The sequence below is a fragment of the Streptomyces rubrogriseus genome (genome assembly GCF_027947575.1).
GTDB classification, from domain to species: Bacteria; Actinomycetota; Actinomycetes; order Streptomycetales; family Streptomycetaceae; genus Streptomyces; species Streptomyces rubrogriseus.
The window spans coordinates 5,906,030-5,920,126 of sequence record NZ_CP116256.1 but is presented as its reverse complement, the minus strand read 5'-3'; the positions used below and the strand labels follow the sequence as shown (position 1 = coordinate 5,920,126).

The following is a 14,097-nucleotide window of genomic DNA, read 5'->3' as shown; positions in this document are numbered from 1 at the left end:
GTGCGGGTTCGTCGCAATGTCCGGACAATGTGACCCTCGGCCGATCCCCGGAGGCAAAGGCTCCGCTTGTGTGTCGGACAATGGGGCGTTTGGGGTCTCCAGAACCCGGCCGGGGCTGAGACAGGCCCCGCACGCACAGCACGGCACAGCAAGAAGGGCACGGCCTCGTGGCACGGTTTCGGACATGGGTGGGCATCGCGCTGGCAGGGGCACTGTCGGTGTCCCTGGCCGGCTGCAGCAGTACCGGCGGCAAGCGCGCCGAGGACGCCCGCAAGGCCGCGTCGGCCGAGGGCAGGGCGGCGGTGAACACCCCCCGCTGGACCTTCGCGATGATCACCCACTCGGGCGACGGCGACACCTTCTGGGACATCGTCCAGAGCGGCGCCGAGCAGGCCGCGGTCAAGGACAACATCAACTTCCTGTACTCCCACGACGACGAGGCGCAGCAGCAGGCCCAGCTCGTGAACGCCGCCATCGACAAGAAGGTCGACGGCATCATCGTCACGCTCGCCAAGCCCGACGCGATGAAGTCCGCCCTCGCCCGCGCGCACAAGGCGGGCATCCCGGTGATCACGGTGAACTCCGGCTCCGAGGAGTCCAAGGAGTTCGGCGCCCTCACCCACGTCGGCCAGGACGAGACGATCGCCGGTGAGGCCGTGGGCGAGGAGCTGAACGAGCGGGGCCGCGAGCAGGCGGTCTGCGTGCTCCACGAGCAGGGCAACGTCGGCCACGAGCAGCGCTGCGACGGCGTGGAGAAGACCTTCGACGGCAAGGTCCAGCGGCTCTACGTCAACGGCACCAGCATGCCGGACGTGCAGTCCGCCATCGAGGCCAAGCTCCAGACCGACAAGTCCGTCGACGCCGTCGTCACGCTCGGCGCCCCCTACGCCGACACCGCGGTCAAGGCCAAGCAGGGCGCGGGAAGCAAGGCCGAGATCGACACCTTCGACCTCAACGCCAAGGTGGCCGCCGGACTGGCGGACGGCACCCTCGGCTTCGCCGTCGACCAGCAGCCCTACCTCCAGGGCTACGAGGCCGTCGACCTGCTCTGGCTGTACAGGTACAACGCCGACGTCCTGGGCGGCGGCCGTCCGGTGCTCACCGGGCCGCAGATCATCACCAAGGACGACGCCGCCGCGCTGGCCGACTACACGAAGCGGGGCACGCGATGAACGCCACGCAGGTGAAGGCGGCTGACGAAAGGATTCTGCAGACCTCTCCGCTGCGGAAACTCCTCGGCCGCCCCGAGCTGGGCTCCGTCGTCGGCGCGATCGCCGTCTTCGTCTTCTTCGCGTTCTTCGCCGACAGCTTCCTGCACGCCGCCAGCCTCAGCACGGTGCTCTACGCCGCCTCCACGATCGGCATCATGGCCGTCCCGGTGGCGCTGCTGATGATCGGCGGCGAGTTCGACCTGTCCGCGGGCGTCATGGTCACCTCCTCGGCGCTGGTGTCGTCGATGTTCAGCTACCAGATGACCGCCAACGTCTGGGTCGGTGTCGGCGTGTCGCTGCTGGTCACCCTGGCGATCGGCGCCTTCAACGGCTTCATGCTCACCCGCACCAAACTGCCCAGCTTCATCATCACGCTCGGCACGTTCCTCATGCTGACCGGTCTGAACCTGGGCTTCACCAAGCTCGTCGACGGCACCGTCTCCACCAAGTCGATCGCCGACATGGAGGGCTTCCCCTCCGCCCGGGACGTCTTCGCCTCCACGATCACGATCGGCGGCGTCGGCTTCAAGGTGACCATCCTGTGGTGGCTCGCCCTGGTCGCCGTCGCCAGCTGGATCCTGCTGCGCACCCGCGCGGGCAACTGGATCTTCGCGGTCGGCGGCAACAAGGACGCCGCCCGCGCGGTGGGCGTCCCGGTCACCAGGACCAAGATCGGCCTCTACATGGGCGTCGGCCTCGGCGCCTGGATCTCCGGCCAGCACCTGCTCTTCTCCTACGACGTCGTCCAGTCCGGCGAGGGCGTCGGCAACGAGCTGATCTACATCATCGCGGCCGTCATCGGCGGCTGCCTGATCACCGGCGGCTACGGCAGCGCCGTCGGCTCGGCGGTCGGCGCGTTCATCTTCGGCATGACCAGCAAGGGCATCGTCTTCGCCGAGTGGAACCCCGACTGGTTCAAGTTCTTCCTCGGAGCGATGCTGCTCCTCGCGACCCTGCTCAACGCCTGGGTCCGCAAGCGCGCGGAGGCCACCAAGTGACGCGGAACGAAGACCGTACGGCGCTCGTCGAGCTGTCCGGCGTCAGCAAGAACTACGGCAACGTCCGCGCGCTCGAAGGCGTGTCCCTGGAGGTCCACGCCGGCGAGATCACCTGCGTGCTCGGCGACAACGGCGCGGGCAAGTCCACCCTCATCAAGATCATCGCCGGGCTGCACCAGCACGACGGCGGCACACTGAGCCTGGACGGCGAGGAGACCCGCCTCGCCTCCCCGCGCGAAGCCCTGGACCGCGGCATCGCCACCGTCTACCAGGACCTCGCCGTCGTCCCCCTCATGCCGGTCTGGCGCAACTTCTTCCTCGGCTCCGAGCCGCGCAAGGGCGTCGCCCCGTTCAAACGCATGGACGTCGACCACATGCGCCGCACCACCCACGCGGAACTCCTGCGCATGGGCATCGACCTCCGCGACGTCGACCAGCCCATCGGCACCCTCTCCGGCGGCGAGCGCCAGTGCGTGGCGATCGCCCGCGCGGTGTACTTCGGCGCGAAGGTGCTCGTCCTGGACGAGCCGACGGCGGCACTGGGCGTGAAGCAGTCGGGTGTGGTCCTGAAATACGTGGCGGCGGCACGTGACCAGGGCCTCGGTGTCGTGCTGATCACCCACAACCCACACCACGCGTACCTGGTGGGGGACCGGTTCGTGCTGCTGAAGCGCGGCACGATGGTCGGCAACCACGAGCGCGAGGACATCACCCTGGACGAGCTGACGAGGCAGATGGCGGGCGGAACGGAGCTGGACGATCTACGCCACGAGCTGCAGCGTGACCAGGGGCGCGGGGCTGTGTAATGTGCGGCTCCGCCGCGTGGGCGCGAGTAACCACAGCGCGCCCGCACCCGGCAACGAACCGATCACACCACCCCCTGTCCCATTCGGCGCACGGCACAGCCGTGCGGCACAATCGCACCCGATGAGCACCTACCGCGACTTCACCGCCCCCATCGGCTCCCGCCGTGCCCCGGTCCTGCGCACCGTGGGCACGAGGGAACGCCGCTCGCACCTCACGGCACCCCGCGTGCCCACGGTCGGCATCGACATCGGCGGCACGAAGGTCATGGCGGGTGTCGTCGACGCCGACGGCAACATCCTGGAGAAGCTCCGCACGGAGACCCCGGACAAGTCCAAGAGCCCGAAGGTCGTCGAGGACACGATCGTCGAACTGGTCCTGGACCTCTCCGACCGGCACGACGTGCACGCCGTCGGCATCGGCGCGGCCGGGTGGGTCGACGCCGACCGCAACCGCGTCCTGTTCGCCCCCCACCTGTCCTGGCGCAACGAACCGCTGCGCGACCGCATCGCCGGCCGCCTCGCCGTGCCCGTCCTGGTGGACAACGACGCCAACACCGCCGCCTGGGCCGAGTGGCGCTTCGGCGCCGGCCGCGGCGAGGACCACCTCGTCATGATCACGCTCGGCACCGGCATCGGCGGCGCGATCCTGGAGGACGGCCAGGTCAAACGGGGCAAGTACGGCGTCGCCGGCGAGTTCGGGCACATGCAGGTCGTTCCCGGCGGCCACCGCTGCCCGTGCGGCAACCGCGGCTGCTGGGAGCAGTACAGCTCCGGAAACGCCCTGGTCAGGGAGGCCCGAGAGCTGGCCGCCGCGGACTCCCCGGTGGCGTACGGAATCATCGAGCACGTCAAGGGCAGCATCGGCGACATCACCGGCCCGATGATCACCGAGCTGGCCCGCGAGGGCGACGCCATGTGCGTCGAGCTGCTCCAGGACATCGGGCAGTGGCTCGGCGTCGGCATCGCGAACCTCGCCGCGGCCCTCGACCCGTCCTGCTTCGTGATCGGCGGCGGGGTCAGCGCCGCCGACGACCTGCTGATCGGCCCCGCGCGCGACGCCTTCAAGCGCCAGCTCACCGGCCGCGGCTACCGCCCCCAGGCCCGCATCGTCCGCGCCCAGCTCGGCCCCGAGGCCGGCATGGTGGGCGCCGCCGACCTGTCCCGGCTGGTCGCCCGCCGCTTCCGCCGGGCCAAGCGGCGCCGGGTGGAGCGGTACGAGCGCTACGAGCGGTACGCCGAGGCCCGCCGTGAGTCCCGGGAGTCGCTGTGACGGAGTCCCTGCCGCACCAGCCCGGTCCCCCGGAGCCGGCCGGCGCCGCGGCCGAGGGCCGCCGGCACATGATCCGCCGCCGTACGCTCACCCTGCTCATCATCGTGCTGCTCATCGGCGTCCCGGCCGGTTACCTGGTGATCTCCGCCAACCAGAGCCGCGACAGCGGCCGGGACAAGGAGGCGAAGTACGCGGCGACCGGTATGACCAGCGGCTGGCCCTCCAAGCTGCAACGCCGCATCTACGAGGTGCCCGTCCCGGTCCCGGCCGAAGAGGTCGCGTACTACGAGACGAACAACTGGAGGACCAGCCGGCTCTACGTCCAGTTCGAGACCACCGGTGCCGGTCTCGACGTCTTCCTGGCGGGGCTGGGCGTCGACCGGGACGCGCTGAGGAAGGGCAAGATCGCGATCAGTGACCGCGCGCAGCGGGTCACCGGCTGGCAGTTCGGCGGGTCCGGCTCCTGGTGGGGCGTCGTCAACGAGCAGGAGAACCCGGCGCCGACCCAGGACGTCGTCGTGAACATGGACAATCCCGACTACCCGATGGTGTACGTGGTCTCGCACACCGTTCCGTAGGGCCGTGCTCCAGCCTTCGCCTCCGCCTCGGCCCGCCCCGCGCCGCGCCGTCCCGCCCCGCCCGGTCCCAGGGACCGGCGGCAGGCCGTCGGAGCCGATTGTCAGACCCCGCCCGTAGAGTCGAAGACATCTGATCGGGCGGACGGGCGGGAGGTGACAGAACGTATGAGCGACATGGCCGTGACGGAGGCAGGGCGGGCCGGGGCGACGACGTCGTCCGTCCCCGTCGGGCTCGCGGCCGTCTTCCTGCCCGCACCACTCCCGCGCGAGGGACGGATCGCCTTCTGGGATCCCGACGGCGGGCCGGTCGACGCGGCAGAGGACATCGGGGCAGCGGCCGCCGGGGATGGGGACCGGGACCGGGACGGAGACGGGGAGCGGTCCGGCGGACCGACGGAGCTGACCGTCGTGCGGCGGCACGGCGCCGGAGTGCGGCGCGGGACCGCGCCCGCGCTGTCGCTGCCGCTCGCCGAGGCGCTGCCCCACCTGGTGCGCGCCCGGCACGACCGGGCCGCCCACCCGGCCACCGCCTGCTGGGGCGCGGCGGCCCTGCACGCCCTGCGGCTCACCGCACGCGGCCAGCTGCTGCCCGGCCTGACCCCGACCGGTCACGACGCCTGGCGGGCCGGGCCGCTCGACCCCGACGACATCGCGCACCTGCGGGCCGTGGCCGCCGCCCTGCCGCCGGAGGGCCACGCGGTCCCCCTCGACGGCCCCGGACCGATCCGGCTGCCGGAGCCGGAAGCACTGGTCCGCGCCTTCCTGGACGCGGTCGCCGACACCCTGCCCCGCACCCCGGCCGCGCCCCACGCCTCGGGACGGCCGTTCGCCGCGCGCGAGGCCCGGCGCCTGCCCGACGCCCACGACTGGGCCGCGGAGGTCGCCGCCGGCATGGACGCGGGCGTGCGCATCTCGCTCCGCCTGGACCTGTCGGCGTACGACCTGTTCGACCGGGAGGGGGAGGCCGCCCCGGGGAGCGGAGGCGTCGGCGCGCGCAACGCCGGCGCGGCCGTCGTCCAGGTGCACAGCCTCGCCGACCCCACCCTCGTCGCCGACGCGGCGGACCTGTGGTCGGGGACGGCGGACGCGGCGTTCGGCGCCCGCACGCGCGTGGACACCGCCCTGGCGGTGCGCCGCGCGGCGCGGGTCTGGCCGCCGCTGGACCGGCTCACCGACCAGGACGTGCCCGACGTACTCGCCCTGTCCGAGGAAGAGGTCACCGACCTGCTGGGAGTGGCGGCCGGCCGGCTGGCCGCCGCCGGGGTCGCCGTGCACTGGCCCCGCGACCTGGCCCAGGACCTCACCGCGACCGCGGTGATCAGGACCGCGCCCGGTTCGGCGACCGACGGCACGGGCTTCTTCGAGAGCGAGGACCTGCTCCAGTTCCGCTGGCAGCTCGCGATCGGCGGCGACCCGCTCACCGAGGCCGAGATGGACACCCTCGCGGAGGCCCACCGCCCGGTCGTCCGGCTCCGCGACCGCTGGTTGCTGGTCGACCCGGCGCTCGTCCGCCGGGCCCGCAAGCGCGACCTGGGCCTGCTCGACCCGGTCGACGCCCTCTCCGTCGCCCTCACCGGCAGCGCGGAGACCGACGGCGAGACCGTCGAGGTGGTGCCCGTCGGCGCGCTGGCCGCCCTGCGCGACCGGCTCACCGCGGGGGTGCGCCCCGCCGAAGCACCGCCCGGCCTGCACGCCACCCTGCGCGACTACCAGTCGCGCGGCCTGGCCTGGCTCGACCTCATGACCTCGCTCGGCCTCGGCGGCTGCCTCGCCGACGACATGGGCCTCGGCAAGACCGTCACCGTCATCGCCCTGCACCTCAGGCGCGCCCGCACCGAACCGACCCTCGTGGTCTGCCCCGCCTCCCTCCTGGGCAACTGGCAGCGGGAGATCAACCGGTTCGCGCCCGGCGTCCCGGTCCGCCGATTCCACGGCCCCGACCGCACCCTCGACGACCTGACGGGCGGCTTCGTCCTCACCACCTACGGCACCATGCGGTCCGCCGCCACGACCCTGGCCGAGCAGCCCTGGGGCATGGTCGTCGCGGACGAGGCCCAGCACGTGAAGAACCCGTACTCGGCCACGGCGAAGGCCCTGCGCACGATCCCGTCCCCGGCCCGGGTGGCCCTGACCGGCACCCCGGTGGAGAACAACCTCTCCGAGCTGTGGGCGCTGCTCGACTGGACCACGCCCGGGCTGCTCGGCCCCCTGAAGTCCTTCCGCGCCCGGCACGCGCGCGCGGTGGAGAACGGCGAGGACGACCAGGCGGTGGAGCGTCTCGCCCGGCTGATCCGCCCCTTCCTGCTGCGCCGCAGGAAGTCCGACCCGGGCATCGTCCCCGAGCTGCCGCCGAAGACCGAGACGGACCATCCCGTCCCGCTCACCCGCGAGCAGGCCGCGCTGTACGAGGCGGTGGTGCGCGAGTCGATGCTCGCCATCGAGGAGGCCGAGGGCATCGGCCGCCGCGGCCTCGTCCTCAAGCTGCTGACCTCGCTCAAGCAGATCTGCGACCACCCCGCGCTGTTCCTGAAGGAGGAGCACCCGCCGGGCGGGGCCGACCGGATGACCGCCCGCTCGGGCAAGCTCGCCCTGCTGGACGAGTTGCTGGACACGGTGCTCGCGGAGGACGGCTCGGTGCTGGTCTTCACGCAGTACGTCGGCATGGCCCGCCTCATCACCTCCCACCTGGCCGCCCGCGCGGTCCCGGTCGACCTCCTGCACGGCGGTACGCCGGTGCCGGAGCGCGAGCGGATGGTGGACCGTTTCCAGAGCGGGGCGACCCCCGTGCTCGTCCTGTCCCTGAAGGCCGCGGGCACCGGCCTGAACCTCACCCGCGCCGGACACGTCGTGCACTTCGACCGCTGGTGGAACCCGGCCGTGGAGGAGCAGGCCACCGACCGCGCCTACCGCATCGGCCAGACCCAGCCGGTCCAGGTCCACCGGCTCATCACCGAGGGCACGGTCGAGGACCGCATCGCCGAGATGCTCCAGTCCAAGCGGGCGCTGGCCGACGCGATCCTCGGCTCCGGCGAGTCGGCCCTCACCGAACTGACGGCCCGTGAGCTGTCCGACCTGGTGTCCCTGCGGAGGCCGTCGTGACCCCCCGGCCCGCGGACGAGGCCCGCCGCGCCCTGCGGGAGGCACGCGAGCGCGGCGAGGGTACGGGCGCGGACGCGGACCGTGGGCCGACGCCGACGCCGACGCCGACGCCGACGCCGACGTCTCCGTCTCCGTCACCGTCGGAGTCGGAGTCGCCGTCGGCACGGGGCCAGGACGGGGACCAGGACCGGAAGCCGCCGGAGCACAACCGTCCGCGCCCCGGCGACGCCGCCCGTGCCGCGCTGCGCAGCGCGCTGACCGCGCGACGGACGGGGGCGCACAGTCCCGCGGACCTCCCCGACGCACCTGACGCACCTGACGCCCCGGGCGCCGCCGACGCCTTGGAGACGGGTCCGGGAGACCCCCGGAAGTCGGGCGAGCGTGGAGAGACGGCGGATCCGGGCGAGACGACGCACCGGCCCGACGCCATGACCGAGTGGACGGGCTCCACCGACCCGACCGCCGTCACGGACCCGGCCGGCACCGCCGGCCCGACCGGCCCCGCTGACCCAGCCGCCCTCACTGGCCCGACCGTCCCCACGGACCCGGCCGTCCCCATCGGCCCGGCCGCCCCCATCGGCCCGGCCGCCCCCGCTGACCCGGCCGGCTCGACCGTCCCGCTCGGTCCACCCGTCGCGGCCGTTCCCGACGAGGGGTCCCTCCCGGGCTCAAGTGACGCGGGCGGCAGCCGACCGGCGGACGTGGCGCGTGAGGCGTTGCGGGCGGCTCGTCGGCAGGCGAAGACAGAGGCGGCGGCCGAGGGCGTCTCGGCCCAGGGCGCCGCGCCCGCGCGGCGGTCGTCCCGCCCGGCCGCTCGTCAGCGGCGGGCGGGCGGTCCGGGCACCGCCGACGCGCGCGCCCGCGCCGTACGGGACTTCGCCGCGGGCGCGTTCCGGCTGCCCCCGGAGGCGGACCAGGCCGAGGAGCCCCCTCCCGCCGGTGAGGAGGCCGGTGCGTCCGCCGCCGAGGGCGGGACGACGGCACACGCGGAGCCCGCCCCGTCGCCCGCTGCGGACACGGGGCAGCACGCCTCGGCGGCGCGTGGCCGGGCCGTCTCCTCCGCACCGCCCGCGAAGGCCCGCGCGCCCCGCTCGATGGCCGCCCCGGACCGTGACGGCGATCTCCGGCGCACCTTTCCCGCGCTGCCGCCCCGGGAGGCCGCGGCGGAGGGCCTCGCCGCCACCTGGTGGGGGAACGCGTGGGTGACCGCGCTGGAGGAAGGCGCCCTGGACGCCGCCCGGCTGGAACGCGGGCGCGGATACGCCGAGCGCGGGCACGTCGACGCCATCACCGTGACGCCCGGGCTGGTCCTCGCCTACGTGCGGGGCAGCCGCTCCCGGCCGTACCGCGTGCAGGTGCGGCTGCGCACGCTCGGCGACTCCGACTGGGACCGGTTCCTCGACGCCGCCGTCGAACGCCCCGGGCACATCGCGGCGCTGCTCGACGGCGAACTTCCCCACTCCCTGGCCGACCTGGCCGACCGCGGCGTCCCGCTGCTGCCCGGACCCGGCGACCTGACCCCGCGGTGCAGCTGTCCCGACTCCGGGCACCCCTGCAAGCACGCCGCCGCCCTCTGCTACCAGACGGCACGTCTGCTCGACGCCGACCCCTTCGTCCTGCTGCTGCTCCGCGGCCGGGGCGAACGCGCGCTGCTCGACGCCCTGTCCCGGCGGAACGCGGCCCGCGAGGCACGCGCGGCCCAGGACCGCGGCCCGGCGTCGCTGCCCGGCGTCCGGGTCGGCGCGGCGCTGACCCCGCGCGCCCTGCCGCCCCTCCCGGCGCCGTTGCCCGCGCCCCCGCACCCCGAACAGCCGCCGGCCTATCCGGCCGCCCCGGGCGGCCCCGACCCCTTCGCGCTGGACCAGCTGGCCACCGACGCGGCCGCCCGCGCCCACGCCCTGCTCACCACCGGACGCGACCCGGTCGGCGGACTGACGCTGTGGCAGGACGCCGTCCGGCTCGCCGCCGCGCGCCCCGGTTCCGGCCTCACCGCGGGCACCCGTGCGCTCTACGCGTCGCTCGCCACGGCCGCCGGACGTGACACGGCGGAGCTGGCGCGGGCCGTCGCCGCCTGGCGGCAGGGCGGGTTGGCGGGTCTCGACGTCCTGGAGGAGCCCTGGGACCCGCCGGCCGGCCGTTTCGACCGCGCCCGCCCCCTGCTGCTCGCCGCCGACCTCCCCGCCTTCCGCCCCTGGCGCAACCGCCTCACCCACCCGCGCGGTCACGTCCAGCTCAGACTCGGCCGGACCGGTCTCTGGTACGCGTACGAGTCGGAGCCCGGCCGCGAGGACTGGTGGCCGCGCGGGACCCCCGACCTCGACCCGGTCGGGGCCCTGACGGGCCTGGGCGGTCCCGGCGACCCCTGACCCACGGTCGTCGCCGGTTCCCCCGTGGGCGCCGTCCGATCCGGCCCCAGCGGTCCAACTGGGCCACTCCGGCCCCCTCCGACGCGGTCAAAGGTACGCTGTGACCGTCGATTCGAACGGCCGAGCGGCCGCCATGGGTCGCTCACGCACGGCGGGGGCTGATATGCGTGCACATGGGACGGGGTACGAAAGACCGCTGGAGGGCAAGACCGCCCTGGTGACCGGGGGAAGCCGGGGCATCGGACGCGGTATCGCCCTGCGGCTGGCCGCGGACGGGGCGCTCGTGGCGGTCCACTACGGCAACAACGAGGCGGCGGCGCGAGAGACCGTCGAGACCATCCGGAGCGGCGGCGGACAGGCGTTCGCCATCCGGGCCGAACTCGGCGTCGTGGGTGACGCAGCCGCGCTCTACGCGGCGTTCGACGCCGGGATGGGCGAGTTCGGCGTACCGCCCGAGTTGGACGTCCTGGTGAACAACGCGGGCGTCAGCGGCTCGGGACGGATCACGGAAGTCACCGAGGAGGTCTTCGACCGACTGGTCGCCGTCAACGTCCGGGCACCGCTGTTCCTGGTCCAGCACGGGCTGAAACGGCTGCGTGACGGCGGGCGGATCATCAACATCTCGTCTGCCGCGACCCGGCGCGCGTTCCCCGAGTCCATCGGATACGCGATGACCAAGGGTGCCGTGGACACGCTCACGCTCGCCCTGGCCAGGCAACTGGGAGAACGGGGCATCACGGTCAACGCGGTGGCGCCCGGTTTCGTGGAGACGGACATGAACGCGCGGCGGCGGCAGACCCCCGAGGCGGCCGCGGCACTGGCCGCCTACTCCGTGTTCAACCGCATCGGCAGACCCGACGACATCGCCGACGTGGTGGCCTTTCTGGCCTCCGACGACTCACGGTGGATCACCGGTCAGTACGTCGACGCCACCGGTGGAACGATTCTCTGACCCGCCACGCCTCGATTCGCCGGGCAGACCGCCGAGCAGACCGCCGGGCCCGGTCGGCCGCTCGGGCACGGCGGGTCGGTATACGGTGCGGGCGCTGTAGTGGTCAGTCCTTCCCGGTCGGTGCCAGTTCGGCTGCGAGGCGTGCACCGCGCTCCTCGGAGAGATCGAGCGCGGCCAGCACGGAGGGAACCGCGATGGCGGGCAGGATGTGCTTCTGCAGCAGCGCGTAGCGGTGTTCGAGGTCCTGGTAGTCACTGACCGTCTGGGACACGACCTGTATCCCGGCGAACGTCCCCACGTAGAGATCGGCCGAGTCGGTGGTGACCACGTGGGGCAGCAACTCGCCGTTCGCCTTGGCCTGGTTCAGCAACGTCAGGAGTGTCTCGTGCCAGCGACGGAACGGTCCTCGGCGGTCAAGACCGTGTGCCTGCTGGTCCATGGAGAGGCGCACGCCGGCCCGGGCTACGACGTTCGTGCGCAAGCGGTGGCAGAACAACATGCCGATGTCGATGAGTTCCTGAAGCCGGAGGGGTTGCTCCGGAACGGCCTGCGGGGGTTCCTGGGCGTCGAAGACGCCCAGCGCCAGTTCCTCCTTGGACTGGAAGTGGAAGTACAGGGCCCCCTTGGTCACGCCGGCCACCCTGAGGATCTCCGTGATCGTGGCGGCTTGATAGCCCTGCTTCTCGAAGACCTGCGCCGCGGCGTCCAGGATCGTCTGTCGGGTGCGGATCGCCCGGTCCTGCTTGGCCATGCCTGCCTCCTTGTTCATGTCGCCCCCGAGAAGGATAGAAAAAAAACCGCTCAGTCTGTATCTTAACGTTCGCGCATACAGGACAGCTCGGCATCACATGATTCCTGGGGGGGACCCATGCCCGAAGCAGTAGTTTTGATCAAATCTGCGTCCGATGCCAACTCGATCGAACAAACCGCGTTGCCGGTTCCGATGGCGCTTGTCCACCGGACCAGGGTGCAGGACGCGTTTCCGATCAGCTGGATACCGAAGGGCGGTGACCGGTTCTCGGTCACCGCCGTCCTGCCGCACGACCACCCGTTCTTCGCACCGGTCCACGGGGACCGGCACGATCCGCTGCTGATAGCCGAGACGCTGCGTCAGGCCGCGATGCTGGTCTTCCACGCCGGGTACGGCGTGCCGGTGGGCTACCACTTCCTGATGGCCACGCTGGACTACACCTGCCACCTCGAACACCTCGCCGTGACGGGCGAGGCCGTGCGGCTGGAAGTGGAAGTGGTCTGTTCCCAGCTGAAGTTCCGCGGCGGGCAGCCCGTACAGGGACAGGTGGACTGGACCGTGCGCCGCGCCGGACGGCTCGCCGCCACGGGGACGGCCACGACGCGCTTCACCAGTCCTCAGGTCTACCGGCGGATGCGCGGCGACTTCGCGACCCCCACCACCTCGGTGCCCCGGACCGCGCCCGTGCCGGCGGCGCGCGTCGGTCGCACCCGCGACGAGGACGTGGTCCTGTCGGCGAGTTCGCAGCAGGACATGTGGCGACTGCGGGTGGACACCCGTCACCCGACCCTCTTCCAGCGACCCAACGACCACGTGCCGGGCATGCTTCTGCTGGAGGCGGCACGGCAGGCGGCGTGCCTCGTGACCGGTCCGGGGCCCTTCGTGCCGTCGATCGGCGGCACCCGGTTCCTCCGGTACGCGGAGTTCGACAGCCCGTGCTGGATCCAGGCGACGGTCCGGCCCGGTCCGGCGGCGGGGCTGACCACCGTACGGGTCACCGGGCATCAGGACGGCAATCTCGTCTTCCTCACCACGCTGTCCGGCCCGGAGTTCTTCGGCTGAGCACCTGGCCCTGGACGCGACCGTCGCCGCTTCGCGCCCAGGGCCGGGTCCTACCCTTCCCGCCATCTTTATATGTTCGGAGGTGTCCCCGCCTCGCTGCCCGAGAGGAACCCCGAGTGATTCTTGTGACCGGCGTGACCGGTGCGGTCGGCCGCGAGGTCGCCCGCCTGCTGGCCCGGACCGGCCCCGTTCGGGTTCTGGCCCGACGGCCGGAACGAGTGACCGTCACCGGCCCGGACGTCGAGGTCCACGCGGCCGAGTACGCCGACCGCCCGGGTCTGGACCGGGCACTCGACGGGGTGCGGGCGGCGTTCCTCGTCACCAACAGCGCCACCGAGCCGGACGACGAACGCTTCGCGACGGCGGCACGCGAGGCCGGGGTCCGGCACCTGGTGAAGCTGTCCATGCTCGCGGTGGAGGAACCGGGGGCGGACGACTTCATCACGCGACGGCAGCGCGAGAACGAGCGGGCCGTACGGGAGTCCGGGCTCGACTGGACCTTCCTGCGGGCCAGGACCTTCATGTCCAACACGCTGTCCTGGGCGCCCGCCATCAGGTCCGACGGTGTGGTCCGCGCGCTGTACGGGACGTCCCCGGTCGCCTGCGTCGATCCGCGTGACATCGCGGAAGTCGCGGTCACCGCACTGACCCGGCCCGGCCACGAAGGACGGGCGTACGCGCTGTCCGGCCCCGAGGCGATCACCGCCCGGCAGCAGACGGCGCAGCTCTCCGAGGTGCTGGGCCGGTCACTGCGTTTCGAGGAGCTGGGGTTGGACGCGGCGCGCGAGCACCTGCTCCGGAGGTATCCGAGGCCCGTCGCCGACGCGTTCCTGGAGAGCGCCGAGCGGCAGCGGGCGGGGGCCAAGGCGCAGGTTGTGCCGACCGTGCGGGAGGTTACGGGCCGGCCCGCCAGGCCGTTCCGCACCTGGGCGGCGGGCCACGCCGAGGCCTTCGGCCGAAGCGAGGAGTGATCCGTCCGCGGACGTGGGCCTCCCATGGCGTCA

Annotated in this window: 11 protein-coding genes; 10 read left to right on the top strand and 1 reads right to left on the bottom strand. The window is 72.9% G+C overall.

Features of this window, described 5'->3' with window-relative positions:
• Window positions 1-167: 167 nt before the first annotated feature.
• From Sru02f_RS26745 to scbB, 8 genes are all read left to right on the top strand, one after another.
• Entirely contained in the window at window positions 168-1,172 is a 1,005-nt protein-coding gene (locus tag Sru02f_RS26745; protein WP_109029547.1) for a sugar ABC transporter substrate-binding protein, read from the top strand.
• On the top strand, window positions 1,169-2,209 hold the full coding sequence (locus tag Sru02f_RS26740) for an ABC transporter permease (RefSeq protein WP_109029546.1): 1,041 nt from the start codon (window positions 1,169-1,171) through the stop codon (window positions 2,207-2,209). The genes Sru02f_RS26745 and Sru02f_RS26740 overlap by 4 nt, the downstream gene beginning before the upstream one ends.
• On the top strand, window positions 2,206-3,015 hold the full coding sequence (locus tag Sru02f_RS26735) for an ATP-binding cassette domain-containing protein (RefSeq protein ID WP_109029545.1): 810 nt from the start codon (window positions 2,206-2,208) through the stop codon (window positions 3,013-3,015). The genes Sru02f_RS26740 and Sru02f_RS26735 overlap by 4 nt, the downstream gene beginning before the upstream one ends.
• A 121-nt stretch (window positions 3,016-3,136) precedes the next feature.
• Complete coding sequence (locus Sru02f_RS26730) at window positions 3,137-4,285, top strand: ROK family glucokinase (protein WP_109029544.1); 1,149 nt, start codon at window positions 3,137-3,139, stop codon at window positions 4,283-4,285.
• The gene (locus tag Sru02f_RS26725) at window positions 4,282-4,863 is read left to right on the top strand and encodes a sugar kinase (RefSeq protein WP_109029543.1); all 582 of its coding nucleotides are present in this window, start codon (window positions 4,282-4,284) and stop codon (window positions 4,861-4,863) included. The genes Sru02f_RS26730 and Sru02f_RS26725 overlap by 4 nt, the downstream gene beginning before the upstream one ends.
• A gap of 165 nt (window positions 4,864-5,028) precedes the next feature.
• A complete protein-coding gene (locus Sru02f_RS26720; RefSeq protein WP_373103578.1) occupies window positions 5,029-7,962 on the top strand; it encodes an SNF2-related protein in 2,934 nt (977 codons plus the stop codon).
• A complete protein-coding gene (locus Sru02f_RS26715; protein ID WP_373103576.1) occupies window positions 7,959-10,328 on the top strand; it encodes an SWIM zinc finger family protein in 2,370 nt (789 codons plus the stop codon). The genes Sru02f_RS26720 and Sru02f_RS26715 overlap by 4 nt, the downstream gene beginning before the upstream one ends.
• Window positions 10,329-10,491: 163 nt before the next feature.
• A complete protein-coding gene (scbB, locus tag Sru02f_RS26710) occupies window positions 10,492-11,280 on the top strand; it encodes an A-factor type gamma-butyrolactone 6-reductase ScbB (protein WP_109029540.1) in 789 nt (262 codons plus the stop codon).
• 103 nt (window positions 11,281-11,383) lie between these two features.
• Here the strand turns inward: scbB and Sru02f_RS26705 are convergent, their stop codons facing one another.
• The gene (locus tag Sru02f_RS26705; RefSeq protein ID WP_109029539.1) at window positions 11,384-12,031 is read right to left on the bottom strand and encodes a ScbR family autoregulator-binding transcription factor; all 648 of its coding nucleotides are present in this window, start codon (window positions 12,029-12,031) and stop codon (window positions 11,384-11,386) included.
• A 117-nt stretch (window positions 12,032-12,148) separates the two neighbouring features.
• On the opposite strand from Sru02f_RS26705, the gene Sru02f_RS26700 reads away from it, so the two are divergent.
• Both Sru02f_RS26700 and Sru02f_RS26695 read left to right on the top strand, forming a co-directional pair.
• On the top strand, window positions 12,149-13,093 hold the full coding sequence (locus tag Sru02f_RS26700; protein WP_109029538.1) for a ScbA/BarX family gamma-butyrolactone biosynthesis protein: 945 nt from the start codon (window positions 12,149-12,151) through the stop codon (window positions 13,091-13,093).
• 116 nt (window positions 13,094-13,209) lie between these two features.
• Window positions 13,210-14,064, top strand: a complete 855-nt coding sequence (locus Sru02f_RS26695) for an NmrA family NAD(P)-binding protein (RefSeq protein ID WP_109029537.1) — start codon at window positions 13,210-13,212, stop codon at window positions 14,062-14,064.
• Window positions 14,065-14,097 lie beyond the last annotated feature (33 nt).

Excerpts from the sequence above, each read along its gene's own strand:
- Sru02f_RS26730 (WP_109029544.1), top strand. The coding sequence starts at position 3,137 with ATGAGCACCTACCGCGACTTCACCGCCCCCATCGGCTCCCGCCGTGCC.
- scbB (WP_109029540.1), top strand. The coding sequence starts at position 10,492 with ATGCGTGCACATGGGACGGGGTACGAAAGACCGCTGGAGGGCAAGACC.
- Sru02f_RS26740 (WP_109029546.1), top strand. The coding sequence starts at position 1,169 with ATGAACGCCACGCAGGTGAAGGCGGCTGACGAAAGGATTCTGCAGACC.
- Sru02f_RS26700 (WP_109029538.1), top strand. The coding sequence starts at position 12,149 with ATGCCCGAAGCAGTAGTTTTGATCAAATCTGCGTCCGATGCCAACTCG.
- Sru02f_RS26720 (WP_373103578.1), top strand. The coding sequence starts at position 5,029 with ATGAGCGACATGGCCGTGACGGAGGCAGGGCGGGCCGGGGCGACGACG.
- Sru02f_RS26705 (WP_109029539.1), bottom strand. The coding sequence starts at position 12,031 with ATGGCCAAGCAGGACCGGGCGATCCGCACCCGACAGACGATCCTGGAC.